The organism is Lysobacterales bacterium (assembly GCA_016703225.1).
Classification (GTDB): domain Bacteria; phylum Pseudomonadota; class Gammaproteobacteria; order Xanthomonadales; family Ahniellaceae; genus JADKHK01.
Map to the genome: position 1 here is coordinate 868,931 of JADJCM010000002.1, position 26,606 is coordinate 895,536.

Here is a 26,606-nt window from a genome sequence, read left to right on the forward strand (position 1 = left end):
TCCATTGGAGATCGCCATGATTCCTCACCCGCTCGTGCTGGCGCTTGCCTGCGCCCTGTGCATGCCCTCGATGGCCGCAGACAAGGACAAGCCGGAGCCGCCGAAGTGGGACGTCAACGCCGCCCACGGTGCGGTCAAGTCGGTGAAGTTCACGACCGACGAGGGCACCTGGATGGATCTGGACGTAAGTCCCGACGGCCGCACCATCGTGTTCGCGCTGCTCGGCGATCTGTACACCCTGCCGATTGCGGGTGGCGACGCCAAGCGTGTGACCTCGGGCCCGCAGTGGGATGTGCAGCCGCGCTTCTCGCCGGATGGCAGCGAGATCGCATTCACCTCGGATCGCGGCGGCGGCAACAACCTGTGGCGAGTGCGGGTCGACGGCAGCCACTACGCGCAGGTGACCAAGGAAGACTTCCGCCTGCTCAACAACCCGGTATGGACGCCCGATGGCCAGTACCTGATCGGGCGCAAGCACTTCACCTCCGAGCGCTCGCTCGGCGCCGGTGAACTGTGGCTGTTCCACAAGAGTGGTGGCGCCGGATTGCAGCTGACCAAGAAGAAGAACGACCAGCAAGACCTTGGCGAGCCTGCGCTCAGCCCGGACGGCCGCTATGTGTATTTCTCCGAAGACGTGAGTGGCGGCAGTACCTTCGAGTACAACAAGAACCCGCATGGCGTGATCTATGCGATCAAGCGCCTCGACCGCGAGACCGGCGAAATCGAGACCATCGTCGCGACCGCCGGTGGTGCGGTGCGTCCGCAGCCCTCACCCGACGGCAAGTCGCTCGCGTTCGTGAAGCGCGTCGCCGACAAGACCGTGCTGCACAAGATCGAACTCGCCAGCGGCGAAGTGAAGCCGCTGTGGAACGGGCTCTCGCACGACCAGCAGGAAGGCTAGGCCGTATTCAGTCCGTACGCGAACTTCGGCTGGACGCCCGACTCGGGCGCCATCGTGATCTGGGCGCAGGGCAAGCTGTGGCGCGTCGACGCCGCGAGTGGCGCGCCGTCTGCGATTCCGTTCACGGCCGAGGTCGAACAGACGGTGGCCGCTCCGCTGCGCTTCGAGCAGCAAATCGAATCAGGCGGCTTCACCGCGAAGATGATCCGCGATGTCGCGACCAGCCCCGATGGCAAGACCCTGGTCTTCCACGCCGTCGGACAGCTTTGGACCAAGGCGTTGCCGAACGGCAAAGCGCAGCGCTTGAGCACGCGCGCCGACGCGTTCGAATACCAGCCGAGCTTCAGCGCCGATGGCCGCAAGCTGCTCTACATCACCTGGAACGATGCCGCCCAGGGCGCGATCATCGAGCGCGATCTCGCCAGCGGCAACGAACGCACCCTGAGCACGCAGCCGGGCTTCTACTACTCGCCGAGTTATTCGCGTGATGGCAGCAAGATCGTGTGGTCGAAGCAAAGCGGCTCGTCGCTGACCGGATCGTTGAACAGCGGCGAGCAGGGCATCTGGTGGATGCCGGTCGCCGGTGGTGCCGCCAAGCGCATCGCCAAGGATGGCTACGCGCCGCAGTTCATTGCCGAGGGCACGCGCGTCAGCTTCCAGACCGGCGGTGGGCTCAACAAGAAGCTGCAGAGCGTGGGCCTGCATGGCGAGGAACCGCGTGACGTGTTCACGCTGAAGTACACCGACTACGTCTCGGTCAGTCCGGACGGGCAATGGGTCGCGTTCACCGAATTGTTCAACGCCTACATCGCGCCGATGCCGAAAACCGGCGGCGTGATCGAACTCGGCAAGGACACCACGGCGATCCCGGTGGCAAAGATCTCGACCGATGTCGGTTCCTACCTGCACTGGTCGCAGAACAGTGGTGGCGTGCACTGGATGGTCGGTGACCAGTATTTCTCGCGTGACCTGAAGGATGCGTTCGCGTTCGTGCCGGGCGCGCCGGCGAAACTGCCGGACCCGAAGGCGGCCAAGGGCGTTGCGGTCGGTCTCGAGGTCGAAGTGGATTCCACCGACGAGGTGGTCGCATTCACGAATGCACGCATCGTCACCATGAAGGGCGAGCAGGTGATCGAGAACGGCACCGTGCTGATCGCCGGTGACATGATCGCCAATGTCGGCACCGACGTGCCGGTGCCGAGCCACGCACGGGTGATTGATGCGCGCGGCAAGACCATCGTGCCCGGCTACATCGATGTGCATGCGAACGCCAATCACTTCAACGGCGGCGTGATCGCGCAGGAAAACTGGGCCTACTACGCGAACCTCGCGTTCGGCGTCACCACCATGCACGATCCTTCGGCAACCACGGAAACGGTGTTCTCGCAGGCCGAGTTGCAGAAGGCCGGCAAGCTGGTCGGCCCGCGCGTGTTCTCGACCGGCACCATCCTGTACGGCGCCGACGGCGACTTCAAGGCGGTGGTGAACTCGCTCGACGATGCGCGCGCCCATCTGCGACGGATGCAGGCGAATGGCGCGTTCAGCGTGAAGAGTTACAACCAGCCGCGACGCGAACAGCATCAGATGATCAACCAGGCCGCGCGCGAGCTCGGCATGCTGGTGGTCGAGGAAGGCGGTTCGACGCTGAATCACAACCTGCCGATGATCCTCGACGGCGCCACCAGCATCGAACACAACCTGCCGGTCGCGCCGCTGTACCAGGACGTGATCAAGCTGTGGTCGCAGACCGACGTGCGCAACACGCCGACCCTGGTCGTCAGTTACGGCGGCCTCAATGGCGAATACTGGTGGTATGCGCGCGACAACGTCTGGGAGGACAAGAAACTCAATCGCTTCTTCCCGAAGGAAACGCTGGCTGCGCGTGCCATCCGTCGCGAGACGGCACCGGATTGGGACTACCACCATATCGAAGTCGCGAAGTCACTGAAGACGCTGCGCGACGCCGGCGTGCGCATCCAGATCGGTGGTCACGGCCAGTTGCAGGGGCTGTCGCCGAATTGGGAAATCTGGAGCCTGACCCAGGGTGGCATGAGCAACTTCGAAGCGCTGCGCGCGGCGACCATCGATGGCGCCGACCTGATCGGCCTGTCGAAGCAACTCGGCTCGATCGAAGCCGGCAAGCGCGCTGATCTGGTGGTGCTGAACAGCAATCCGCTCGAGAACATCCGCGCCACCATCGACACCCGCTACGTGATGGTCAACGGTCGCCTGTTCGACGTCGACGCCGACATGGCCGAGATCGGCCACCGCCAGGCCCGCGCCCCCGAGTTCTACTGGCAACGCCACCGCAACGGCCGCAGCTTCGGCATCGAATACGGCCCCAGCGCCCCCTGCCACTGCCCGAAGTCGGCGGTGCGCAGGCACTGAGGCTGCGCTAGTTGACGCTTGGACTCGAACGCATTGAATGTCTCGCATAAGAGATACATAATTCGCCCCAACGGAGGGTTGAGCCATGGCGCGTTCGTCGATGTTGCACGTCCGGGTGGATGACGAAATCAAGGTGCAGGCCGGAGCGGCGTTGGCGGCGATGGGGCTGACCGTGTCGGATGCCGTGCGCATTCTGCTGACGCGGCTGGTCAACGATCAGGCATTTCCTTTGGAGCTCAAGGTGCCCAATGCCAAGACACGCGCGGCGATGGTCGAGGCCCGTGCGATGACGAAGTCCCGAAAGACCCGCTTTCGATCGGCTGGCGCGTTGATCGATGACCTCGAAAAAACCAACGCATAACAAGCGCGCTGCGCCGCCGAGGCCGTGCGATTTCACCAAGGCCTTCCGCAAGGATTGGGAGCGCCTGTCGCGATCGGGTCGCTACGACCTCCAGCGACTCAAGCAGGTGATGCTCCTGCTCGTCGCCAACGATGCTCCGCTTGGACCCGAATGGCTCGATCACCCCCTCAAGGGCGAATGGGCCGACCATCGCGAGTGCCACATCGGCGGCGATTTCCTGTTGATCCATCGAATGGAAGGCCAGACCCTCATCTTCGTCCGTGCGGGCACGCATGCCGATCTGTTCGAGGAATGAACTGACCTCGGGACAAGGAACCTCATGCGCTTCGAGCATCGGAAAATCGGTACGGGTGGACAAGGTGCGCAGCCCGACTGCGTTCGGGCGCGTGCCGCCGCGGTGGTGCTGATGACTCTTGCGCTCGGATTGACTCGCAGCTCTGGCGCACAAGCGAGCGGTGCTCAGAACTGCTCTGATCTCGCCGGTCACTACCGCGTCGACGGCTTCGGACCCGTGCTCGGTGACGCGCTCGATGCGCTCGACCTGCGCATGGCCGGGTTCACCGGCAGCGAAGTGAAGATCACCGGGCGTGTCGAGACTTCGCTGCAGTTCTGGATCAAGAGCGGCGGCAGCAGCCCGATGTCGAACCAGCCCAGTCGCACGCTGACGCATGGCGTGGACTACGACTGCGTTGCTGGCGCGGTGGTGCTGAAGCGCAAGGTGAGCGCGAGCCGCAACAGCGATGAAGGTTGGCTCGAGGGCAGTGCCACGGTGCGGCTCGTGCGCTCGGGCAGCGGCCTCGGCCTCGCCAGCGAGTTCAGCGGCCGTCAGCGCACAACGATCTACAGCTACGACTCGGCACGCATCAGCCTGCCCAAGTTCGGCACTTCGCGCACGTTCGCCAATGCAATCCGTTGGCCGAATATCAGCGAGCCGCGGCCGTTCGCGGACACCTATGTCGCTCCGCCCGAGTCCGAGCCGGTGCAGGCGATGCGGCGAACGCTGACGGCATCGTTGCTCGGCAGCATCAACCTCGGTGGCTTGCAGGGCGGCAGCAGCGGCGTGCTCGCCAGCCTCCATGCGCCGCGATCCGAGGATGTGATCGCGTTCGAAGACCGATTGCACGCCGCGGGCATCGCCTATGACGTAACGCGATCGCCGATCTGGTCGAACAACGGCTACAGCATGCAGTTTCGCTTCGGTGCTGGCGGCGGCGATGTGAAGGCAGGCTGGCATCCCAGCGTGTTTCGCGTGCAGCACGAGATCGAGCGCATGCAGCACCCGATGGTCAGCGTCAGCAAGGTTGAGGTCAACGGCGATGTGTACGTCGCCACGCTCGACGTGATCGGCCCGGAAACAACCGAGATGATCCTGAAGCGCCTGCGCCTGAACACCACGATGTTCGTGGGGATCGAGGTGCTCGACGATTTGCCCACGGAGCGACGCAACCTGCGCCAGGTGCGGTTGCGGTTGACGATGAAGTAGGCGGTGGCAGCGCGTGCCGGGTAGCGCGCGCGATCCGCGCTATAGTCGGCCCGCTCCAACGCGTCTCTCGCGATTCTTCCGGTACCCGCTGCGTCGAACCGCTCCCGTCACGGCCCGTCTCGTCGAGTGGGCGCGTATCGCCGAGGGAGCTCCCATGTCGGGCTACAACACCCGCGTCTCCACCGTGCAACTCGGTGGACACGATTACCGCATTCGTTCACTCAGCGATCGCCAGCAATTCGCCGATCCGCTCGGTCGCGCCGCCAAGGCCGGCATTTCCTCGGCGAACTGGAGCCTGTTCGGTCAGCTCTGGCCATCAGGGCGGTTGCTGGCCGAGGCCATGTCCGAGTTTGATGTCGCCGGCAAGCGCGTGCTCGAACTCGGCTGCGGCCTCGGGCTCGCCAGCCTGGTGCTCACCCGCCGCGGCGCCAACGTCACCGCCAGCGACCACCACCCGCTCGCCGAGGTCTTCCTCTCGCACAACGCCGGCCTCAACGACCTCAGCATTCCGCACTTCCACGACCTGCAGTGGGCGGTCGCCGACGAAGGCCTGGGTTGCTTCGACCTGATCATCGCCAGCGACGTGCTGTACGAACGCGATCACGCCGTGTTGCTCACCGCCCTATGCGAGCGCCACGCCCAACCCAAGGCCGAAGTCGTCATCACCGACCCCGGCCGCGGCAACAGCGGCGGCTTCACCCGTGCCATGGCCGCGCTCGGCTTCAGCATGGAAGAAACCCGCACCCGCTTCGACGCCAAGGACCGCCCGCCGTTTCGCGGCTGCCTGCTGCACTACCGGCGCGGGTGATTGGCCGCGCCCGAACACCCAGATGTTGGGCGCGATCGAGGTTCTGGACGACACCCCCTCGGCACGGCGTGACCTGCGTTGGCTGCCACTGCGGCCGGCCCCGATCAGTCCTCGGGATGCGCGTTCTGGCCGAGTTGCGAGTAGAGCCGCCAGGTCATCCAGCCGAGCACCAGCAGGCCGAGGGCGAGCACTGCCCACAACGCGAAGCGGCGCGTGCGCGCAGCGGCATCGGCGTCGTCGGTCGGCGCGGACGCAGCGGCCGGCGCAATCGGAGCGGTTGGCCGTTGCGGCTTGCCGATCAGCACGCTTTGCAGTTGTGCGATTTCCCTGGTGCTGAACCCTGGCGCCACCTGCGCAAGGGCCGCCGCGCCGCCGTTCCAGTGTCGGACCACTTCTGGCGCTGCGCCGACCGCCAACCGGAAGCCCTTGCCGCGCGCTGTGAACACCAGCGTCTGCGGGCGCCAGCCGAGCACCAGCCGCGGCGGTGTCGATCCGGCGGATTGCGGCCGCACTACCCACTCGGCGCTGCCCATTGGTGCTACCTGGATGCGGCTGGAACGACGCTCGCCACCGTCGTGGTTCAGGCGATAAAAGGTGCTGCTGATCTGCGGTGCGAGCAGCCATTGCGGTTTCGGCCCGCGCTGCTCGCGATAGACGCCGATGATCACCGGCAGCACGGTGTTGGGTTCGGGCAGATCGAGGCCGATCGAACTGGCGGCGATCGACGGGCTGGTGACGTAGACGAAGTCGCTGTCGACGCGCCCCGGTTGAGCCTGCAGTGTGAGTTCCAATCCCGGGTCTGGCGTGGCCGTGGCGCCGCGCCATTCGCCGAGGATGGTGGTGAAGGCCAGTGGCGCGCCGTCCAGCCAGCGCAGCTTGAGGTAGCGACCGTTGCCGCGCGGTAGTTCGATGCGGTCGCTGACCAGGCGTACCGTCGGGTCGTTGCCGGGGATCCAGTCGAGCGTGCCGTGTGCCACGCCATCCCAGAGTTTCAGGTCGTCGCTGCGCTCGATCGCGAGGCGCGCGTGGTAGTCGCGTACCGAATCGCCGATCTGGAAGCGCAGCGCCTGCAGCACCTCGTTGGCGGCGCTCGGGCCGAGATCGACCACGAGTGCGGCCAGTGGTCGCGTGACCGCCGTCGCTGCTTCGCGCGGGTCGCGCTCGACCTGCGCGGTGTTCGTGCGGACATCGAGTTCGACCAGCGCCCCATCCGCGTCGGTGCGCAGTTGCAGGTCCAGGCCGCCGGTGTTGCCCGGGGTCTGGACGTCGGCGTAGATCGGGAACAGCGTGCCGGCCTGTTCGCGCACTTCGGTGCGCGCGCGTTGCTCCGGGAAGTGCAGGGCGTGGGGCAGCAACTGGCCGGCACCGTTGTAAATCCGCAGGTCGGCCAGGCCCGCGGTGCGCGACGCCTGGTACACCGCGAGCGGCAATTGCAACTGCAGCACGCCGTCATCGCCGCTGGCCGCGAGCGGGAACACGGCTGCGAATTCATCGAGCTTGGGGTCGTGCGGCGCGGCGGTGGCGCTGGCTCGCGATGGCGCGGTGGTCAGGGTGATGGCGACCAGGGCGGCAACGGCCATCGCCGGTACCCAGCCCGTGCACCGTCCCGATTCAGGGCGACCGTGCGCATCGCATCTGCGTATCGTGCGCGTCCCCGATTGCGTCAGCCGCAAGCGCTTCATTGCTCTGCCTCCCTCGGCAACGGCGCGACGTAGCCGATCAGCAGCATCAGCCCGCCGACGCCCATGAAGGACACGATGCGGGCGACACTGCCGACGTTGCGCAGGTCGATGATGAACAGTTTGAACACGACCACACCGAGCAGCGCGGCACCGATCATCCACAGCGGCTTGGACAGCCGGCGCGCGGCGTGGCGCATCAGCGCAAAGGCGCACAGCGTCCAGGTCAGCGACAACATCGCTTGCACGAACTGCGAGTGGAAGAGCGGTTCGAAGCGGTAGGGCAGGTCGAGATACTTTGCCGCGGTGCGCAGCAGCATCAGGTTGAACCAGCCAAAGCCGAGCGCCATCGAAGTTCGCAGCGCCAGGCGGTGCTGCTCGTCGCTGGCGCGCTCGCGGTGCAGGCGCCAGAGATCGGCAAGCAGCAAGGCAACGAAGCCGGTGCTCAGGTCGAGCGGATTGAGCAGCGGCAGGTAGGGCAGCGGCGCCATGTTGCCGTCCTGGCGCAGGTTCCAGTAGATCACCAGCAGCAGCGCCCACAGCGCCGCCAGCGGGATCACGACGCGACCGTACCAATCGTGTAGCGGCTGTAGCGGCCAGCCGCCGCGGCGCACCTGCATCAGTCCGAGGAACAGACAAGCGATGGCTGCCCACGCCGCGAGGTAGTCCGGCCACATGCCCGCCACCACCCAGCCGCCTTGCGCCTGCAGCGCGAGTTCCGGATCGCCCGCGAGCCAGGGCATCAGGTTCAGCGACACCACTGGCGCCAGCATCAGCCAGGGTGCGACCACCCGACTGAAGTGCAGGCCCTTGAGGCCACCATCCGGGATATCCCGGTGCGTCTGCCAACGTTGCAGGCACCAGGCCATGCCCGCCCAGCAGAGCAGCACCGCAATGGCCGTGCCCGGCGAAGGCAACTGCTGTTGCAGGTAGGCATCGGCCAGCAAGACCATCCAGACCAGCGCCTGCATCACCATCGTTGGCACCGCCAGCAAGCGAAGCAGCGGTGTCGCGCAAGCCCGCGCCATGAACAGTGCCGCCATCGCCAGCAGGGTCATGCACGCCAAGCGCCAATCGGCGTATCCGAACCAGCTCGATTCGTCGCGCATCAACCCGTTGGCTTCGAGCAGCCGCGCGCCGAATTGCGCCAGCACGTCCACCAGCGGCAGGTACAGCAGAATGCCGAGGCCGATCAGCCAGACCACCGCCGCGGTGCCGCGCTGGTGCTCGCTGAGCGCGGGCGAGCGCTCGGCGTCTCGCATCCGCGTCAGGCCGAGCCACGCCAGCGCCAACAACACCAGGGTGCCGGACAAGGGACCGCCGATGAAGGCGAGCCAGGCGTCACGCGTGCTGCCATCGCCGGACGCGGGCAGCGCCCAGTCGAACTGCAGCAGGCGTTCGACCACCAGACTGTCGGCCACCTGGACCAGGAAGATGAAGCTGCCGAGGACGGTCAGCAGCGGCCAGGCGATGCGTTGCAGGTTTGCAGCATTGGCGAATGCGAAGCGCTGCGCCAGCGCCGTGAAGCCGTAGCCCGACAGCGCCAGTCCGATGCCGTAGGCGGCCCAGAAGCTCACCTGGTACCACGGTATTGGCGCAGCGGCCGCGGCGCCGGTGGCGAAAGCCAGCGCGTGCGCCGCGCCGTGCAATGCGAAGCCACAGCACCAGAACATGGACAGCCACAGCCAGGCGACGCTGGCGCTGCGGTCGCGTTCCTGGGCCATGCCGGTGTCGCTCTGCCAGCGGCGCTTGAAAGCGAAGGCCGAGACCAGCGCCCCGATGCTGAGCAGCAAGCCGCCGAACAGCGCGCCGCCACTCAGTACCTCGCCGAGACTGGCCTCCGGATAGACCGGTACGTTGTGCCAGCGCATGTAGCGGGTCATCAGTCCGAGGAAGGTCAGCCCGGCCACGGCCGTGACCGCGCCGGCAAGCACGGCCGGCAGGCGCCAGTCAGCGCGGCGGCCAAGCCATTGCAGGCCGTACACCAGCAGCATCGCGGTCAGCACGTACAGGCTGGCGCGGTGCACGCCGTGCACGCGCAACCACACTTCCACCCACAGTCCGCCGAGCAGCCAGATCACCGCGATGGCAATGAAGATGCCGGCCCAGCCACCGAAGCCGGCGCGCGCGGCGTCCTTGTCGTCGCCGACCGGCAGGCTCTGGCGGCGCAGGGTCAGCGCCAGGAACACGCCGGTGGCACCGAGCAGCAGGAAGCCCAGGCTGATGTGTTCGGTGAGCGCTCGCAGCGGGTCGATCCCGGTCAGCACGCGCAGGAAAGCGATCCAGGCGCCGAATTGCAGCAGGATGCCGAAGCGCCACACCAGCGCCTGCTTCTGCCGCAGTCCCACCCAGACCATGCCGGCGCCCTGCAACGCCCAGGCGGCGCTGGTCCAGCGGCCATCGAAGGCGAGCGGGATCGCCAGCGTGCCAAAGACCACCGCGAGCGCGAAGAAGGATTCGACCAGCAGGCGCAGGCTGCCCGCACGCCAGCGCCACAGCGCCAGTCCGAGGCTGGCGTAGAACACACCGAAGGCCACCGCCGACAGCGCGCTGCCGAGGTGCATGTCCTTGACCATGCCGTACTGCAGGCCCATGGCCACGATCGGCACGCCGAATACCAGCGTCGCATCGACATAGGACTTGAGCCTCGGCGCCTGGCGCCAGGCATAGAGGATCGCGATCGCCGCGTACATCGCCACGAACAGCGCCAGGAAGCCCTGCGAACTCTGGTAATGCTCGGCCTCGTAGCGCTGCACGCCCCAGGCGGTACCGATCAGGAAAGTGAACAGGAAGCCGAGGAAGTTCAGCACGCGCCAGGCGCGCGTCCATGCGATCGCGAAGATGCCGGCGTTCAGCAGCGCGTAGTAGCTGAACAGGGCAACGTGGTTGCCGCTGCCGCTCGACACCAGGATCGGCACGGCGAAGCCGCCGACGATGCCGAAGATCGCGAGCCACAGCCCGTCCTACAGCACCGCGAGGACGCAGGTGAACGCCACCAGCGTCAGCAGCAGGCCGAAGGTCGCGCCGGTCGGCAGCAGGTGCCAGAACTTGTAGGCGCCGAACACCACCAGCATCAGCGTCGCCAGCGCCGCACCCTGGGTCGGCAGCGCGATGCCGGGCCGACGCGTGCGAATGTGCCAGCCCCAACCGAGCAACGCGATTGCGCCGGCGGCGATTCCGGCCAGGCGCACTTCGATCGGCACCACGACGTAGTTGGAGGCAAAACGCAGCAGGAAGGCGACGCCGATGAACAGGATCATCAGTCCGATGCGCGCGACCAGGTTGCCGCCGAACAGCCAGTCCTTCGCGCCGGTCAACAGGCGCGTGACCGGGTCTGGTTCATGCGGCGCCGCGGGTCGTGGCGCTGGGCGGTCGATCGTTGGCTTGGGCTTCGCCGCCGGTTCATGCGCGCGGGCCGGTGTCGGCGCGGCTTCGACGGTCGGGTTCGGCTGCGGCATCGGTTCGCGTGCAGCCGGAGTTTCAACCGGTTCCTGCACGCGCGGCGGGTTCCAACGCGCCTGCACCGGTTCGTCCGGGATCGGTACCCCGACCACGTCGGCGCTCGGCGCAAGCGGCGGCGTGTCCGCGAGATCGACCGACGCTTCGCTGGCAGTCTCTTCCGGGACGACGGTGGGCTGCGGGGGTGCTGTCGGCAATGGTGGCGGCCGCTTCGGCTCGGATGCGGTGAACACGGCGCGGCCGCTGACGGGCGCTGGTGTCGGTGTTGGCGCAGTTGCTGCGGCTGCGGTCTCCGCGTCGGCTGGCGCGGGGCCTTCGCCCAACTGTTCCACACGCTGCAGCAGCTGAGCGTGCTGCTCGCGCAACTGACGCAATTCCTTGCGCAGGTCGCTGACTTCGCGCGCTTGGCGCGCCACCAGTTCCTGTGCCTCGTTGATGGCGCCATTGGCCTTGATCCATGCGACCGCGGGCGCGATCAGCAGGTAGAGGACGAGCAAAACCGCGAACAGACCCAGTAGTTCCATGCCGATTCTGTGGCCGAAGGTGACGTAAGCCCGAGCGTAGCAGGCGACCGTCCCCGCATCGCCAGGTCGAGCATCGTCAACACGGCTTGCAGAGGGCGTGCGAGCAGGGCCAGCAGCGCAATCAGTGTGGCGTCGTAGACGACCAGCAGCGCGAATTCGTACAAGGTCCAGTCGCAGCGGAACGCGATGACGAGCGGGGTCGCCATCATCGAAAGATCCAGTAGCCGCGGGAGCAGGCGCATGTCCGAGCGTAGCGAGTCAGTGAAAATCCCGCGATGGTGCGGCGAGTCCGTCGAGCAGGGCGCTGTAGTCGTGCAGGCGTTCGGCGACGACGTGCTGGACGCCGTCGGCGCGTTCGATGCGGCCGTCGAGGGCGAGCAGGCGGGATTCGCGCAACACGCGCCGTTGCGCGTCGGCGAGGCGGCGCCAGACGACGATGTTGACGACGCCGGTTTCGTCTTCGAGGGTGACGAAGGTGACGCCGCTCGCGGTCTGCGGGCGCTGGCGCACGGTGACCAGCCCGGCGATGCGCACGCGGGCGCCATCGGGGCGCTGTTCGAGCGACTTGGCTGACACCACGCGCCGTGATTGCAACTGGCTGCGCACCAGACTCACTGGGTGCGCCTTCAGCGACAGGCCGACGCGGTCGTAGTCGGTGATGACATCGTCGAACAGGCTTGGCTGCACCAGTTCGACTTTCTCCTCGGCGATGCGCGCCTGGCCGAGCAGCGGCGTTGGCGCGGTGAGCGCCTCGACATCCCAGCGCGCGCGGTGGCGGTGTCCGGACAGGCTGCGCAGCGCATCGGCATCGGCGAGGCGCGCCTGCTTGGAGCGATCGAGGCGCGCGCGCTCGACCAGGTCACGCACGTCGATGAACGGTCGCTCGCGCCGCGCATCCATGATGCGTTGCCCGCATTCCTCCGCGAGTCCCTTGATCAGGCACAGGCCCAGGCGCAGCGCCGGTTGCGGCAATGCATGCTGCAGCGCGCGGACGTGTGCCGTTCGTGGTGAGCCTGTCGAACCATGAACGGCATCTGTGACCGCATCGCAACGCCCTTCGACAGGCTCAGGGCGAACGGGGGTTGGCGGAGCAGTTCGATCGGGAGAACTCGAATCAGACTCAAGGGTACAGTCCCAGTCGCTGTGCACGACATCGGCGGGGCGCACCTGCACGCCGTGGCGTTCGACGTCCTGCACGATCTGCGCCGGCGCGTAGAAGCCCATCGGCAGCGAGTTCAGCAGCGCGCAGGCATAGGCCGCGGGCTCGTGGCATTTCAGCCAGCACGAGGCATAGACCAGGATCGCGAAACTCGCGGCGTGCGATTCCGGGAAACCGTAGCTGCCGAAGCCCTTGATCTGCTCGAAGATGCGCTCCTGGAAATCGTCGCTGTAGCCGTTCTTGCGCATGCCGCTGAACAGGCGTTCGCGCAGGTGCTCGAGGCCGCCGTGGCGTTTCCAGGCCGCCATCGAGCGGCGCAGTTCGTCGGCTTCGCCGGGCGTGAAGTCGGCGGCGACCATCGCGATCTGCATCACCTGCTCCTGGAACAGCGGCACGCCGAGCGTACGCGCGAGCACCGGTTCGAGCTTCGGCGACTCGTAACGCACCTCGCCCGGGTGCTGGCGGCGATGCAGGTAGGGATGCACCATCTTGCCCTGGATCGGACCCGGGCGGACGATCGCGACCTCGATGACCAGGTCGTAGAAGTGCTGCGGTTTCAGCCGCGGCAGCATCGCCATCTGCGCGCGTGATTCGATCTGGAACACGCCGAGGGTGTCGGCGGCCTGGATCATCGCGTAGGTCGCCGGGTCTTCGGGCGGCAGGGTCGCGATCGTCCAGCGCTGGCCACGCAATGCGTGCACGAGGTCGAAGCAGCGGCGCAGGCAGCTCAGCATGCCGAGTGCGAGCACGTCGACCTTGAGCAGGTTCATCGCGTCGAGGTCGTCCTTGTCCCACTGGATGATGGTGCGGTCGGGCATCGCCGCGTTCTCGACCGGCACCAGTTCGGCCAGGTCCCGTTCGGAGATCACGAAGCCGCCGACGTGTTGCGACAGGTGCCGCGGGAAGCGCTGCAACTGCCCGGCGAGGCGCGCCAGCTTGCGCAGCACCGGCGCCTGCGGGTCGAAGCCCTGCTCGCGCAGGCGGGTCTCGAGTTCGCTGGTGTCGTCCCAGCCGCCGAGCGCGCGACCGATGCGTTCGAGCGTGTCGAGCGGCAGGCCGAGCGCACGGCCGACGTCGCGCACCGCACTGCGTGCGCGATAGGCGATCACGGTCGCGGCCAGCGCGGTGCGGGTGCGGCCGTACTTGCGATAGATGTACTGGATCACTTCCTCGCGGCGTTCGTGTTCGAAGTCGACGTCGATGTCCGGCGGCTCGTTGCGTTCCTTCGACACAAAACGCTCGAACAGCATCGACATGCGCGCCGGGTCGACCTCGGTGATACCGAGGCAGAAGCAGACCACCGAGTTCGCCGAAGAACCGCGGCCCTGGCAAAGGATGCCCTTGCTGCGCGCGAAGCGGACAATGTCCTCGACGGTCAGGAAGAAGGCTTCGTAGCGCAGTTGCGCGATCAGATCGAGTTCCTTTTCGATCAGCACGCGCACGTGTGCGGGCGTGCCTTCGGGCCAGCGCCAGCGGGCACCTGCTTCCGTCAAGTTGCGCAGGTGTTCACTCGCGCTCAGGCCCGCGGGCACCAGTTCGTGCGGGTATTCGTAGCGCAGTTGCTTCATCGAGAACCGGCATTGCGCGGCGATGTCGACGCTGGCGTCGAGCAGTGCGCGCGGGTAGATCTCGGCGAGGTCCTCGATGCTGCGCAGATGGCGCTCGCCATTCGGATGCAAGGCGAAACCGGCTTCGGCGATGGTGGTGTTCAGACGGATCGCGGTCAGCGTGTCCTGCAATGCGCGCCGCGAACGTACATGCATGTGCACGTCGCCGCAGGCGACCGGGGTCAACGCATGCTGTTCCGCAAGTGCGAGCAACGCCGTCAGATGCTGGTCGTCAGCGGCGCCGCGATGCAGTTCGACGGCGAGATACACGCGTTCGCCGAACAGCGCCTTGGCCCATGCGATGGAGTCGGTACTGCAGGGCGAACCCCCTCCCGGCCTCCCCCTGGCTTCGCCAAGGGGAGGAGACAAGCCCTCATGAGTGAAGGTCTCTGGCTCATACCCCCTCCCTTGCGCGCGCAGCGCGGAGGGGAGGGTTGGGGTGGGGTGCTCTGCATCGGGCAACAGCAGCGCGATCAGGCCATCGCCGCGGCCTTCGAGGTCGGCGCGCGCGAGCCGGTACGAACCCTTCGGCGAGGCCCGGCGTCCCTGGGTGATGATGCGGCAGAGATTCGTGTAGCCGTCATGGTCGATCACCAGCAACACCAGGCGCGTGCCTTCGACTAGGGTGAATTCGGCACCGACGATCAGCTTGAGCCCGGTCTTCTCCGCCGCCTCGTGCGCGCGCACGATGCCGGCGAGCGAACACTCATCGGTGATCGCGAGCGCCGTGTAACCCATGCGCTGTGCGCGCCTGAACAACTCGATCGCGCTTGATGCCCCACGCAGGAAGGTGAAGTTCGAGAGGCAATGCAGTTCGGCGTAGGCAGGGGCATCGCTCATGGCCGTTCACGCGTACACCCCCTGCACGAACCAGTCGTGCGGGGCCTGGCGGTTGCGGAACACCCACAGCCGCGCGCCGTCGAGCTGGTCGAGGCGGTAGTAGTCGCGGGTTGCGTCGGCGTCGTCCCACCAGCCGCTCTCGATGCGCTCGGGCAGGCTGAGTCGCGCCCGGCGCCAGTCGAAGCTCGGCCATTGTTCGATCGGCGTCGGTTGTGGCAACAGGAACATCGGGCGTTGTGGCATGCGCGCTTGTGTAGGAGCGCCGCGTGCGGCGCGATCCGGCATGCGGCGCGGTATCGATGGTCGCGACGCACGCGGCGCTCCTACAGAAGAAGGGGTTGTGCCGCGCTCGGGTCGGTGATCCGCGTTCAACACGAAACGCTCGACCGCGCCGTCACCGAGGCGTCCCTGCAACCGGTCCAGCAACTGCGTCGCATCCTCGGGGGCTTCGCCATGGCGCACGAACAGATCGCGCGAAGGGGCATTCAGCGCCTGAGTCTCGGTCAACTCGAGCGTCAACGCGGTACTGCCCTGCGGCAGCGTCAGGCGTTCGAGACGCGCACGCACGACCGCGAGCAGATGTTCGCGGTCGGCGCTGGCCTGGCCGAGGCCGATGTCGATCACGGTGTCGACGTGGTCCTCGTGCACGAAACCCATGCGCAGGCGCAGTGCCGACTGCTGGCAGGCGACCAGCCAGTGCGCGGCGGCGACGATCAGGCGCCGCGCCGGGAACAGCAGGGCGGTGCTGCTGTCGATCGCATACGGCCATTCGAGGTGCTGGCGGAAGCGTGAGCTGATGCGCATCGGCACGATCACTTCGGCGCGTCGTCCGAGCAGCGCATCGAGATGGTCGGGCACGACCTGGCCGAAGCGGCGCGCGACCTCCGCACGCGGCAGCTTGAGCAAGGCGCCGTAGCTGCGCACGCCGACCGCGGCCAGCGCTTCGCAGGTCTCGCGCGGCAGATCGCCATGCACGAGTTCGAGGTGGGCGACCTGTTCGCGCAGCGCCGCGGCATCGCGCACGATGCGGCTCACGCCGGCAGCGGCGAACAGGCGCGCCGCGCTCGGTGTCGCGGCGAGCCCGGCGACGCAGGCGTAGCCGTCGCCTTCGAGATCGAGCGCGATCGCCTGCAGCAGGCGGCGTTCGTTGCCGAACAGCAGGCGCGAGGCGCCGATCTCGACCAGCAGCACGTCCTCGCCATGGCGCGCGACCAGCGAGCTGTAGCCGAGCGCCCACAGGGCCAGGCTCTGCATCGCCGCGTCCTCGTCCTGGCGGCGACGCAGCTCGGTCTTCAGTCCCGCGCATAACGCCTGCGCCGCCGCGAGCACCTGGCCGGCGCGCACGCCCTGCGCGCGCGCGGCGGCATTTGCGGCGACGACGATGCGGCGTGCGCCCTGGGCCTCGACGATCGCGAGCGGTTCGCTGTGGACCTCGGCGCCGGGACGGGTGTCGAGGGCGAGCCGCGTGAATTGCAGTGCCAGCCAGAGCATGGCGACCTCAGCGGCTGCGCGCGAACGGCACGACGCGTACGCTTGCGAGTTGCGAATGCACGCTGACCCCGTGCGGCGTACGCCGCAGCACGAAACGGGCAACATCACCGAGCGCGCCGCGACATTTGACGACGCGCATCTGCTCGCCTTCGAGCGCGATCCGCAACGCCGCCGGCGAGGCCTGGTCGGCATGCGCGAGCGGGCGATACAACACCGCCAGGCTGCGCCCGGATTCGGCCGCGAGCTGCAGGCGGCGCAAGGCATTGGTCTCGGCATGGCCGAGCCACAACGCGAGTGCGCCACAGACGCCGCTGCGCAGCGCCTGTTCGGCTGCCCACAGTGCCTGTTCGCTGGTCGCGCAGCGCAGGTGCGCGAAGCGTTCGAGGTCGATACCGGCTTCGGCCAGCGCCGGTGCATAGGGCAGGTGCGGTGCCGACACGAACAGCAGCCAGCGCTTGTCGTCCATTGCGCGGGCGAAGGCCGGCAGCATCAGGCTCAATTCACCGAGACCGGGTCGGGCATGGCAGACCTCGGTCAGGGCCTGCAGCGGCCAGCCGCCACCGGGCAGGGCGGCATCGAGTTCGCGATGGCCGCTGGCGATCACCGGTGTGGTCGCATGGCGCTCGCCGGCACGCCAGAGGTCGGGGCGGGTGAGCAGGGATTCGATGCTGGCGGCCATGTCAGAGACTCCTGCGGATGACGCCGACGACGCGGCCTTCGATGACCAGGTCGCCATCGACGTCGATGGGGGCGTAATCGGGATTCGCGGGCAGCAGGCGGATGCGACCGTCCTTGCGCTCGAAGGTCTTGACGGTGGCTTCGTCGTCGATGCGCGCGACCACGATCTGGCCGTTCGCCGCATCGCGACTGCGTGCCACCGCGACGAAATCGCCATCGTGGATGCCGGCATCGCGCATGCTGTCGCCGCGCACGCGCAGCAGGAAGTCCGGCGTCGGCGTGAACAGCTGCGGATCGAGCGCGAGCTCGTCCTCGATCGACTGCTCGGCCAGGATCGGCTGCCCGGCGGCGACGCGACCGATCAGCGGCAGGCGCAGGATGCGGGCAAAAACGGGGTCAGAGTGAATTTTCGGAATCGAGACAACGCCAGAAAACACTTTCCGCTTCGAAAATTCACTCTGACCCCGTTTTTCCCTCCGCTTTTCCCCCAACACCCGAATCCCGCGCGCCAGCGGCAGGATCTCGATGTAGCCCTTGCGCTCCAGCGCGCGCAGGTGCTGCTCGGCCGCGTTCGGGCTGGTCGCGCCGAGCGCGGCCGAGATTTCGGAACGCGTCGGCGGGTAGCCATGCTCCGCGATCGAGCGCTCGATCAGCGCGAGGACGTCTTTCTGGCGGGGACTCAGGGGTTCGTTCATGCTGTAAATATGTACAGTATCCGCCGCCGTTCGGCAATGGCCGGAATGTCCGGCGGCGTCTTCTCGGAACCTGAGATGATCGATCCGGAATTTCGGGTATCCATCTGAAAAGATTCGGTTTCTGATGGGCAGCCCAGAAGCAGGATGAGGTTCGCGCTTGCGATTGGTCCTGGTCCGAAGCCTGTGTATGCTGGCTTCGTCAACTCCCACGAAGCTGTCCATGGCAACACGTCTGGTCATCGATCCCGAGCTGCTGGAGCGCGCTATCAAGATCAGCGGCGAGCCCACCCGAGAGGCTGTCGTGACCAAGGCGCTGCAGGAGTTCATCGCGAGGCGCGAGCAGCGCCGTGTGGCCGAATTGCTCGGTAAGCTCGAGTGGGATGCCTCCTGTGACTACAAGTCGGAGCGCAGTCGTGCCCGATAGTGCGAAGCGACTGGCCGCAGCGTTGAGGCGCACCAACGTGCACGAGCTGTTGCCGCCCACGCCTTCCGAGACGACCGCTTCCTTGCCGGGCGTGGTGGCGGAGTTTGAGGCAGCGCCGAAACGCTCGACTTCCGATCCGCTCCAGATCAACTTTGCGGAAGTCGATCTGCTTGCGGGTTGTTCCCGCACGGTCATGCCTCGTTGGGCCTGGTGGATGGCGCTCTGGTGCTTCGCTATCCCCTCGGTACTGGCGGTGCCGGTGCTGTGCTATCTGGCATGGGAGGTAATGGCGGGGGACGTGGTCGGCCTCTACGACATCCTGCGGTGGACGTTGTTGTCGCTATTCGCGGCGTTGCACGCAGCGGTCTGGGTGTACGCGCTGTTTCGGCGCAAGCCCGCTTGAGGCGGGGCAGCGGCGCATTCACCCCGCCAAATGCCTTCCCAGCGTGACCAGGCTCAGCACGGTGACGAGGCCGCCGACGGCGGCGGTGGTGATGCGGGCCGGCAGGTGGCGGGTGAGCCAGGCGGCGAAGGGGGCGGCGATCAGGCCGCCGAGCAACAGGCCAACCACGGCCTGGCCGTAGACGCGGCCAAGGGTGCCGATGAAGACCGCGCTGATCGCGAGGCTGACGAAGAACTCGGCGGCGTTGGCGGTGCCGATGGCGATGCGCGGTGGCAGGTTTTGCGCGATCAGGCTGGTGCTGGTCATCGGGCCCCAGCCGCCGCCGCCGACTGCGTCGAGGAATCCGGCGGCGAGCGCGAGGCGCTTGGTGCGACGGGGGCGGGTCTCGGCATCGACTGGGCGATTGCGCCACGCCCGCAGCATCAGCAACAGGCCGAGCGCGAGCAGATACGCCGCGACCACGGCACCGAGCCAGGGTGTCTGCAGATGACTCAACACGAAGGCGCCGAGCATGCCGCCGAGTGCCCCGGGCAGGGCTAGGCGCAACAACAGTCGGCGATCGACATTGCCGAAGAAGCCATGGCTGAGCCCGGACACGCCGGTGGTTGCAAGTTCGGCCATGTGCACGCTGGCCGATGCCAGCGCCGGCGCCATGCCGAGCCCGAGCAGCAGCGTCGAGCTGGTCACGCCATAGGCCATGCCGAGCGCGCCGTCGATCGACTGCGCGAGCAGGCCGATGCCGATGAAGGGAAGCAGGGCGGTCGTGAACATGGGGGTCCGTGACGATGTGAGGCCAGTGTCGAGTGCGCCCCCGCGGCCCGGAAATGACGCCCGGGCATAAGTTCATCGCCAGCGATTGTTTCCGAGTCTTTCCGGCGCGGCCTAGTGTGGTCGCCATGTCCGCGCAACCGATTCTTCCGCCCATCATCATTCCGGTTCCGTCGCTGAACGAGGAACGCAGCGCCCTGCTGGCGCGGCTGACCGATGGACTGGATGCGGCCGCGCTGCACTGGATCTCCGGTTACGCCGCCGGTCTCGCCGCGCGCGGTGCACCGGCATTGGCGGTGGTGCCAGCAAGAGATCGCGACGTGGACGTCGCTCCCACCCGCGTGACCGTGCTGTACGGCAGCCAGACCGGCAATGCCAAGCGCGAGGCCGAGCGTCTGCAGGAGACCTTGCGTGGCGAAGGCGCCGAGGTGCGTTTGCTGCGCGCTGATGCCTATCCGTTGCGCGAACTCGCCGACGAGCGCGTGCTGTTCGTGGTGATCAGCACCCAGGGTGAAGGCGAGCCGCCGGACGATGCGCGTGCCTTCGTCGAATTCCTGTCCGGGCGACGCGCGCCCAAACTCGATCAACTGCAGTTCGCGGTGCTCGGCCTCGGCGACTCCAGCTATCCGCAGTTCAATGCGGTCGGGCGTTTGCTCGATACTCGCTTCGAGGCACTCGGCGGCCGGCGCCTGTTTGCGCGCGGCGAGGCCGATGTCGATGTCGCGACTGTTGCCGCACCGTGGCTCGCGCAGGCGCGCGAGCAAGTGCGCGCGCTGAAGCCGTCGTCGAGCGTGGCAGTGATCGGCGCCACCGGCATCGCCCCGGTGGCCACCACCTGGAGCAAGGAGCAGCCCGGCAGCGCCGAATTGCTGGTGAACCAGCGCATCACCGCGCGCGAGAGCACGCAGGACGTGCGCCATCTCGAGATCGCCGTCGATGCCGGTTTCGACTACGAGCCGGGTGATGCCCTCGGCATCCGCCCACGGAACGCTGCCGCCGTGGTCGAACGGGTCATCACCCGGCTCGGGTTGTCCGGGCACGAGAGCGTGCGCATTGGCGACGAGATCCGCTCCCTGCACGACTGGCTCAGCGGCCATCGCGAACTGACGCGCCTGCATCGCGGCTTCGTGCAGCAGCAGGCGCAGCGCGCGAATGTACCCGCGCTCGATGCCTTGCTCGCCGCTGGCGATGCCGCGGCATTCAACGCATGGCTCGGCGCACGCCAGGTTGACGACGTGCTGCAGGAGTTCCCGGGCGAGTGGAGTGCGGGCGAATTCGTCGCTGCGTTGCGCCCGCTGGCGCCGCGGCTGTATTCGATCGCGTCGAGCCGCAAGGCGGTCGGTGACGAGGCACATCTGGCGGTCGCGGTGTTCGACGCGCAGGGTCCGTTCGGTGCGCAACGCGGGGTTGCCTCCGGGTTCCTCGTCGACGCCGAAGTCGGCGCGTCGTTGCCGGCGTATCTCGAGCGCAATGAACGTTTCCGCTTGCCGGCGGACACGTCGCGCGACGTGATCATGATTGGTCCCGGCACCGGCGTCGCACCGTTTCGCGGCTTCGTGCAGGAACGGACAGCGATCGCGGCGGCCGGTCGCAATTGGCTGTTCTTCGGCGCGCGCCATGCACGTTCGCAGTTCCTGTACCAGCTCGAATGGCAGGCCGCACTGAAGGCAGGGCAGTTGCACCGACTCGACCTCGCGTTCTCGCGCGACCAGGTCGAGCGCGTGTACGTGCAACAGCGGCTGCGTGAACAGGGCAGGGACGTCTATGCCTGGCTCGAGAGCGGCGCGCACCTTTATGTCTGCGGTGCGATTGCGATGGGCAAGTCGGTGCACGCCGCCTTGCGCGAGATCGTGATCGAACACGCTGCGGTCGATGGCGAGCGTGCCGACGAGTACCTCGGCGAACTGCAACGCAGCGGTCGATACGCGCGGGATGTCTACTGATGGCAGCGATCGGCAGTCACGACGCGCCGAATTTCTCCTCCCCTTCGCACAGAGAGGGGGAGGCCGGGAGGGGGTTGCTCTCCCCCGTCGAAACCCTGAAGCGCGAGAGCCGCGGCCTGCGCGGCACGCTGCGCGAAAGCCTGGAGGACGCGATCACCGGCAGCCTGCGCGAGTCCGATGCGCAACTGCTGAAATTCCATGGCAGCTATCAGCAGGACGACCGCGATCTGCGCGAGGAGCGTCGCCTGCAGAAACTGGAACCGGCGTACAGCTTCATGATCCGCACCCGCCTGCCCGGTGGCGTCGCGACTCCGGCGCAGTGGTTAGCGCTGGATGCGCTGGCGACACGTTACGGCAACGACACGCTGCGCCTGACCACGCGCCAGGCGTTCCAGATCCACGGAATACTGAAGCAGGACCTGAAGCCGACCATCGCCGCGATCAACCAGACCCTGATCGACACCATCGCCGCCTGCGGCGACGTGAACCGCAACGTGATGGTCAGCGCCAACCCGGTCGAGTCGCGCGCGCATGCCGAGGTGCAGGCGCATGCGGTCGCCTTGTCCGAGCACCTGCTGCCGCACACGCGCGCCTATCACGAGATCTGGCTCGACGAGCAGCAGGTCGTCGGTGCCGACGAGTCCGAGCCGATCTACGGGCCCACCTATCTGCCGCGCAAGTTCAAGATCGGCTTCGCCATCCCGCCGACCAACGATGTCGACGTGTTCAGCCAGGACCTTGGTTTCATCGCCGTCATCGAAGGTGGCGAACTGCTCGGCTACAACCTGCTCGCCGGCGGCGGCATGGGCACCACCCATGGCGACGCGCGCACCTATGCGCGTCTGGCTGATGTGCTCGGGTTCATCCGCGCCGACCAGGTCATCGCCGCGGCCACCGCGGTGCTGACCACGCAACGTGATCACGGCAACCGCTCCGACCGCAAGTTGTCGCGGCTGAAATACACGATCGACCGGCTCGGACTCGATGCGTTCAAGCACGAGGTCGAGAATCGATTGGGCGAGCCGCTGCAACCCGCACGTGCGGTCCGTTTCGACCACAACGGCGATCGCTTCGGCTGGGTCGAAGGTTATGACGGCCGCTGGCACTACACCTTGCGCATCGAGAGCGGCCGACTGCGCAACACCGAGACCGTGCGTGGCCTGAGCGGACTGCGCGCGATCGCCACCGAGCATCGCGGCGACTTCCGGCTGACGCCGAACCAGAATCTGGTGATCGCGAATGTCGACGCCGCCGCTCGCGCGCGGATCGACACGTTGCTCGCCGAACATGGTCTCGATGGTCAGCTGCGCGGCGCGACCTTCCGTCGCTTCGCACTCGCCTGTGTCGCACTGCCGACCTGCACCCTGGCGATGGCCGAGGCCGAGCGTTACCTGCCGGACATCCTCGATCGCATCGAGTCCGTACTGATCAAGCATGGATTGCGTGATGAGCCCATTCTGTTTCGCATCTCCGGATGCCCCAACGGCTGCTCGCGCCCCTACCTCGGCGAGATTGCACTCGTCGGCAAGGGCCCGGGCCGCTACAACCTGATGCTTGGCGCCGATTTCGAGGGGCGGCGGCTGAACCGCCTGCATCGCGAGAACATCGACGAGGCGGCGATCCTGGCCGAACTCGACGTGCTGTTCGCGCGCTTTGCCGCGGAGCACAGGCCCGATGAACATTTCGGGGACTTTGTCGTGCGTGTGGGCATCGTGCGGGCGCCGGTCGCCATCGCCGTGGAGCTCGGCGCATGAAGCCGCTCGACTTCGACCACTACGCGCTGGCGCCGGAGCGTCTGGCCGAATTGAACGCGCGGCTTGCGCCGTTGAGTGCCGGCGAGCGCATCGAATGGGCGCTGGCACACCTTCCCGGCACGCACGTGCTGTCCTCCAGCTTCGGCGCCCAGGCCGCGGTCTCGCTGCACATGGCCGTGCAGCGCAGGGCCGAGATCCCGGTGGTGCTGGTCGATACCGGCTACTTGTTTCCGCAAACCCTGGATTTCGTGCGCGAACTGCATGATCGCCTGCAACTGAATCTGCATGTCTACCGCGCCGCGCAAAGCCCGGAAGCGATGGAGGCACAGCACGGCCAGCTGTGGACCCAGGGCCGCGAGGCCATCCGCCTGTACAACCGCATCCGCAAGGTCGAGCCGATGCAACGCGCGCTCGCCGAACTCGGTGCCGGCACCTGGATCACCGGCATCCGCCGCCAGCAATCCGAAAGCCGCGCCGAGATCGATTTCCTTTCACTGCGCGACGGCTGCTTCAAACTGCACCCACTCGCCGACTGGCGCGACCGCGACATCTGGACCTACCTGCAAACTCACGACTTGCCGTACCACCCACTCTGGCACGACGGCTACCTCAGCATCGGCGACACCCACAGCACCACCCGCTGGTCCGAAGGCATGCGCGAAGAAGACACCCGTTTTTCAGGGCTGGTGAGGGAGTGCGGGTTGCACGCGTGAACCATGCCGACTCGAGAAGCAGTCGCTGGGGTCAGCCGTCAATTCGTTCGAGTCGCGCTAGCAAGTTCGGGATCTCGTCGCGAACGATGCTCCAGACGGTGTCGTTGTCGATGCCAAGATAGCCATGGATCAAACGATTGCGCGTCGCGACGATCGTGCGCCATGGAACCTCCGGGTGGCGTGAGCGGACCGCTGCCGGAACATGCGTGGCCGCTTCTCCGATCAATTCGAGGTTTCGCAGGGTCGCGTCGTAATTGAGCGCGCTGGCCTCGAACATGCCTTGATCCATGCCGTCCGTGTAGGCAAGCACCTTTTCGGCAAACGCGATCATGTCATCGATGTAGAAACGCCACTCGCGACTTGCTTCAGACATCGACCAGCTCCCGTTCGACGGCGGCGCGAAGTTCGGGGCGCAGAGCTCTTTCGGATGCGAGATCCACAGGGCGACCCAGTAGGTCCTCAAGGTAGAACTGGACGCCGAAATAGCGGGTCGAAGTGGCCGGACCGTCGAAGGCGACGAGCACGTCGACATCGCTATCGGGCTTCGCGGCATCGCGCGCAGTCGAACCGAACAAGGCCAGTCGGGTCACGCCGAACTGCTGCTGCAGCGGCGACTTCGCATGTGCCAATGCCTTTAGCGCTTGTTGCCTGTTCATGCTTCGGCTCCGTCGATCGAATGCCCTGGTTCGCCCGGGAATCGGATGCGCGTGGGCGCGCGGACCGGATCGATGGTATTGCCCGCTTCGCGTGCGGGCAATCGTGCCGGTGTCATCGGCCACAGCTTGGCGGGAATCCGCTGGCGGTGGTGCTGGATGCTGAAGGGTTGAGCGATGCGCGGATGCAGGCGATCACGCGCGAATTCGGGTATCCGGAATCGACGTTCGTGCTGCCACCGAGCGGTGTTGCGAACACGGCGCGTCTGGTGTCAGTGGCCTGGAAGAAGCACGGGGCAGCGGTGTGCGGAGTTCGGAAAATTCGCAAGCCCGCGCGCGGCGAATGCTGAGCGACGGTTCCGAAGTACGCGGAGGCGCGGTGATGGGCCGATGCCGAGAATGGTTCCTGTCCGGTGAGCACACCGGCACAACCTCCAACCCATCCAAGGAAACCGCCATGAACTTCATCAAGAACCTCGTCCTCGGCTTGACCCTGTCGCTGGCCTCGCTCGCTGCCTTCGCGGCGCAGATCAACCTCAACACCGCGAGCGCGACCCAGCTCGAAACGCTGAATGGCATCGGCGCCGCCAAGGCCGAAGCCATCGTCGCCTATCGCGCCGAGCACGGCGGTTTCAAGTCGGTCGATGAACTCGCGAACGTGAAGGGCATCGGTCTGAAGACGGTCGAGAAGAACCGCGACCAGATGACCGTGACCCCGGCCGCCAAGGCCACCGCGCAGCGCTGATCCGGTCCGCCAGCCCACGTTGCCGACGCCCGCCTTGTGCGGGCGTCGTGCATTCAGATCTGGAACTCGCCGACCGGCGCCGGTTTCGACAGGTCTTCGCGCTGGGTCCAGGTCTGCGCCTCGATGCGCAGCGGTGCGCCGTCGCTCAACGCGCGGCGCAGGTCGCGCAGGTCGATCTCCGGAACCAGGGTGCGGATCAGTGCTTCGCTGTAGTCGCGCAACACGCGGTCCTTGCGGATCAGCAGCCAGGTGGTGCAGGTCGGGAACAGGCCGCGCGCGGGCAGGGCGACCAGATCGCCATCACTGGCGTCGATCGCCATCTCGGCGAGGATGCCGACGCCAAGGCCGGTGCGTACATAGGTCTTGATCAGGTCGGCATCGCGCGCGGTCACGCTGATCTCGGGCGTGAGCCCGGCCTCGGTGAAAGCGCGTCGCAGCGACGAGTCCGGCGCGCGACTCGACTCGTAGCTGATCAGCGGATACGCGGCGATATCGGCGAGGGTGAGCGCGCGCCCGAGCTGGGTCAATGCATGCCCGCGCGGCACCAGCACGATGCGCTCCCAGCGATAGATCGGCAGAGTCAGGTCGGCGTGCGGCGGTGTGCCCGAGCTGCTGACGATGGCGATGTCTGCCTCGCCCTTCTCGTGGCGGGCCACGGTTTCGGCGTCGCCACCGGGCGCGACGTGCAGGGCGACCTGCGGGAAGCGTTGCTTCAGCACCGCGAGCGGACGCGGCAGCACGTAGCGCGCCTGGGTGTGCGTGGTCGCGATCAGCAATTCGCCTTCGGCTTCGCGGCGCAGGTTGGCGGCGACCGCACGGATGTTGGCGGCTTCGGCGAGCACGATGCGCGCATGCTTGAGCACCTTCTCGCCAGCCGGCGTCACCGCCTCGATGCTGCGCGCGCGGCGCGTGAACAGCTGGAAACCGAGTTCGTCCTCCAGCTGCTTCAGTTGCTTGGACAGACCCGGCTGGGTCGCATGCACCTTGGTCGCAGCCTGGGTGATGTTGAGGTTGGCGTCGGCGATCGCGACGATGAAGCGCAGTTGCGTGAGGGTCATGGCGGCATGGCTCGTGCTGGGGAAGGGTCGACGCGGTCCAGGGGGATCGACATTCGACAACACGGGCGACGC

23 protein-coding genes and 1 pseudogene are annotated in these 26,606 nt (G+C 66.9%); 12 read left to right on the forward strand and 12 right to left on the reverse strand.

Going from position 1 to position 26,606, the window contains the following annotated elements:
• The first annotated feature begins 10 nt into the window (after positions 1-10).
• The 5 genes and pseudogenes from IPG63_12750 to IPG63_12770 all read left to right on the forward strand — a co-directional run bounded on the left by IPG63_12750 (position 11) and on the right by IPG63_12770 (position 5,941).
• Positions 11-3,289 (forward strand): annotated as a pseudogene (locus tag IPG63_12750) (PD40 domain-containing protein).
• Between the two features lie 100 nt (positions 3,290-3,389).
• Positions 3,390-3,650, forward strand: coding sequence for a type II toxin-antitoxin system RelB/DinJ family antitoxin (locus IPG63_12755; GenBank protein MBK6728109.1), 261 nt, complete (start codon positions 3,390-3,392; stop codon positions 3,648-3,650).
• Positions 3,625-3,945, forward strand: coding sequence for a type II toxin-antitoxin system YafQ family toxin (locus tag IPG63_12760; GenBank protein MBK6728110.1), 321 nt, complete (start codon positions 3,625-3,627; stop codon positions 3,943-3,945). The genes IPG63_12755 and IPG63_12760 overlap by 26 nt, the downstream gene beginning before the upstream one ends.
• 111 nt (positions 3,946-4,056) lie before the next feature.
• Positions 4,057-5,133: a hypothetical protein gene (locus tag IPG63_12765; GenBank protein ID MBK6728111.1), complete on the forward strand. Its 1,077-nt coding sequence runs from the start codon at positions 4,057-4,059 to the stop codon at positions 5,131-5,133.
• Between the two features lie 154 nt (positions 5,134-5,287).
• The gene (locus IPG63_12770) at positions 5,288-5,941 is read left to right on the forward strand and encodes a methyltransferase domain-containing protein (protein MBK6728112.1); all 654 of its coding nucleotides are present in this window, start codon (positions 5,288-5,290) and stop codon (positions 5,939-5,941) included.
• A gap of 104 nt (positions 5,942-6,045) precedes the next feature.
• On the opposite strand, the gene IPG63_12775 is transcribed toward IPG63_12770, so the two are convergent.
• From IPG63_12775 to lexA, 8 genes are all read right to left on the reverse strand, one after another.
• The gene (locus IPG63_12775) at positions 6,046-7,521 is read right to left on the reverse strand and encodes a DUF3999 family protein (GenBank protein MBK6728113.1); all 1,476 of its coding nucleotides are present in this window, start codon (positions 7,519-7,521) and stop codon (positions 6,046-6,048) included.
• Between the two features lie 98 nt (positions 7,522-7,619).
• A complete protein-coding gene (locus tag IPG63_12780; GenBank protein ID MBK6728114.1) occupies positions 7,620-10,538 on the reverse strand; it encodes a DUF2339 domain-containing protein in 2,919 nt (972 codons plus the stop codon).
• A gap of 45 nt (positions 10,539-10,583) precedes the next feature.
• Positions 10,584-11,603 (reverse strand): DUF2339 domain-containing protein, encoded by a 1,020-nt coding sequence (locus tag IPG63_12785; protein MBK6728115.1) that lies wholly within the window; start codon positions 11,601-11,603, stop codon positions 10,584-10,586.
• Positions 11,555-11,812 (reverse strand): hypothetical protein, encoded by a 258-nt coding sequence (locus IPG63_12790; protein ID MBK6728116.1) that lies wholly within the window; start codon positions 11,810-11,812, stop codon positions 11,555-11,557. The genes IPG63_12785 and IPG63_12790 overlap by 49 nt, the downstream gene beginning before the upstream one ends.
• Positions 11,813-11,861: 49 nt before the next feature.
• On the reverse strand, positions 11,862-15,209 hold the full coding sequence (locus IPG63_12795) for an error-prone DNA polymerase (protein MBK6728117.1): 3,348 nt from the start codon (positions 15,207-15,209) through the stop codon (positions 11,862-11,864).
• Positions 15,210-15,215: 6 nt separating this feature from the next.
• Positions 15,216-16,700 carry a DNA polymerase Y family protein gene (locus IPG63_12800; GenBank protein MBK6728118.1) on the reverse strand — a complete coding sequence of 495 codons (1,485 nt, stop codon included), beginning with the start codon at positions 16,698-16,700 and terminating at the stop codon, positions 15,216-15,218.
• 7 nt (positions 16,701-16,707) lie between these two features.
• Positions 16,708-17,379, reverse strand: coding sequence for a translesion DNA synthesis-associated protein ImuA (imuA, locus tag IPG63_12805; protein ID MBK6728119.1), 672 nt, complete (start codon positions 17,377-17,379; stop codon positions 16,708-16,710).
• A 1-nt stretch (position 17,380) separates the two neighbouring features.
• On the reverse strand, positions 17,381-18,073 hold the full coding sequence (lexA, locus tag IPG63_12810; GenBank protein MBK6728120.1) for a transcriptional repressor LexA: 693 nt from the start codon (positions 18,071-18,073) through the stop codon (positions 17,381-17,383).
• 220 nt (positions 18,074-18,293) lie between these two features.
• On the opposite strand from lexA, the gene IPG63_12815 reads away from it, so the two are divergent.
• The gene (locus tag IPG63_12815) at positions 18,294-18,497 is read left to right on the forward strand and encodes a type II toxin-antitoxin system VapB family antitoxin (protein MBK6728121.1); all 204 of its coding nucleotides are present in this window, start codon (positions 18,294-18,296) and stop codon (positions 18,495-18,497) included.
• Positions 18,487-18,900 (forward strand): hypothetical protein, encoded by a 414-nt coding sequence (locus IPG63_12820; protein ID MBK6728122.1) that lies wholly within the window; start codon positions 18,487-18,489, stop codon positions 18,898-18,900. The genes IPG63_12815 and IPG63_12820 overlap by 11 nt, the downstream gene beginning before the upstream one ends.
• An 18-nt stretch (positions 18,901-18,918) precedes the next feature.
• Here the strand turns inward: IPG63_12820 and IPG63_12825 are convergent, their stop codons facing one another.
• Entirely contained in the window at positions 18,919-19,671 is a 753-nt protein-coding gene (locus IPG63_12825; GenBank protein ID MBK6728123.1) for a sulfite exporter TauE/SafE family protein, read from the reverse strand.
• Positions 19,672-19,796: 125 nt separating this feature from the next.
• Between IPG63_12825 and IPG63_12830 the strand changes: the two genes are divergently transcribed.
• From IPG63_12830 to IPG63_12840, 3 genes are read left to right on the forward strand one after another with little or no spacing between them, the layout of a single operon-like run.
• Positions 19,797-21,611, forward strand: a complete 1,815-nt coding sequence (locus IPG63_12830) for an assimilatory sulfite reductase (NADPH) flavoprotein subunit (protein ID MBK6728124.1) — start codon at positions 19,797-19,799, stop codon at positions 21,609-21,611.
• Complete coding sequence (cysI, locus tag IPG63_12835) at positions 21,611-23,365, forward strand: assimilatory sulfite reductase (NADPH) hemoprotein subunit (protein MBK6728125.1); 1,755 nt, start codon at positions 21,611-21,613, stop codon at positions 23,363-23,365. The genes IPG63_12830 and cysI overlap by 1 nt, the downstream gene beginning before the upstream one ends.
• Positions 23,362-24,078 carry a phosphoadenylyl-sulfate reductase gene (locus IPG63_12840; protein ID MBK6728126.1) on the forward strand — a complete coding sequence of 239 codons (717 nt, stop codon included), beginning with the start codon at positions 23,362-23,364 and terminating at the stop codon, positions 24,076-24,078. The genes cysI and IPG63_12840 overlap by 4 nt, the downstream gene beginning before the upstream one ends.
• 31 nt (positions 24,079-24,109) lie before the next feature.
• On the opposite strand, the gene IPG63_12845 is transcribed toward IPG63_12840, so the two are convergent.
• Together IPG63_12845 and IPG63_12850 are read right to left on the reverse strand one after the other, a co-directional pair.
• Positions 24,110-24,451: a DUF86 domain-containing protein gene (locus tag IPG63_12845; GenBank protein ID MBK6728127.1), complete on the reverse strand. Its 342-nt coding sequence runs from the start codon at positions 24,449-24,451 to the stop codon at positions 24,110-24,112.
• Positions 24,444-24,734 (reverse strand): nucleotidyltransferase family protein, encoded by a 291-nt coding sequence (locus IPG63_12850; protein ID MBK6728128.1) that lies wholly within the window; start codon positions 24,732-24,734, stop codon positions 24,444-24,446. The genes IPG63_12845 and IPG63_12850 overlap by 8 nt, the downstream gene beginning before the upstream one ends.
• Positions 24,735-24,754: 20 nt before the next feature.
• Here IPG63_12850 and IPG63_12855 point away from each other — a divergent pair, with 20 nt between their 5' ends.
• Both IPG63_12855 and IPG63_12860 read left to right on the forward strand, forming a co-directional pair.
• A complete protein-coding gene (locus IPG63_12855) occupies positions 24,755-25,081 on the forward strand; it encodes a PhzF family phenazine biosynthesis protein (protein ID MBK6728129.1) in 327 nt (108 codons plus the stop codon).
• A gap of 107 nt (positions 25,082-25,188) precedes the next feature.
• On the forward strand, positions 25,189-25,476 hold the full coding sequence (locus IPG63_12860) for a helix-hairpin-helix domain-containing protein (GenBank protein MBK6728130.1): 288 nt from the start codon (positions 25,189-25,191) through the stop codon (positions 25,474-25,476).
• Positions 25,477-25,529: 53 nt separating this feature from the next.
• On the opposite strand, the gene IPG63_12865 is transcribed toward IPG63_12860, so the two are convergent.
• Positions 25,530-26,534, reverse strand: a complete 1,005-nt coding sequence (locus IPG63_12865) for a LysR family transcriptional regulator (GenBank protein MBK6728131.1) — start codon at positions 26,532-26,534, stop codon at positions 25,530-25,532.
• Between the last annotated feature and the right edge of the window lie 72 nt (positions 26,535-26,606).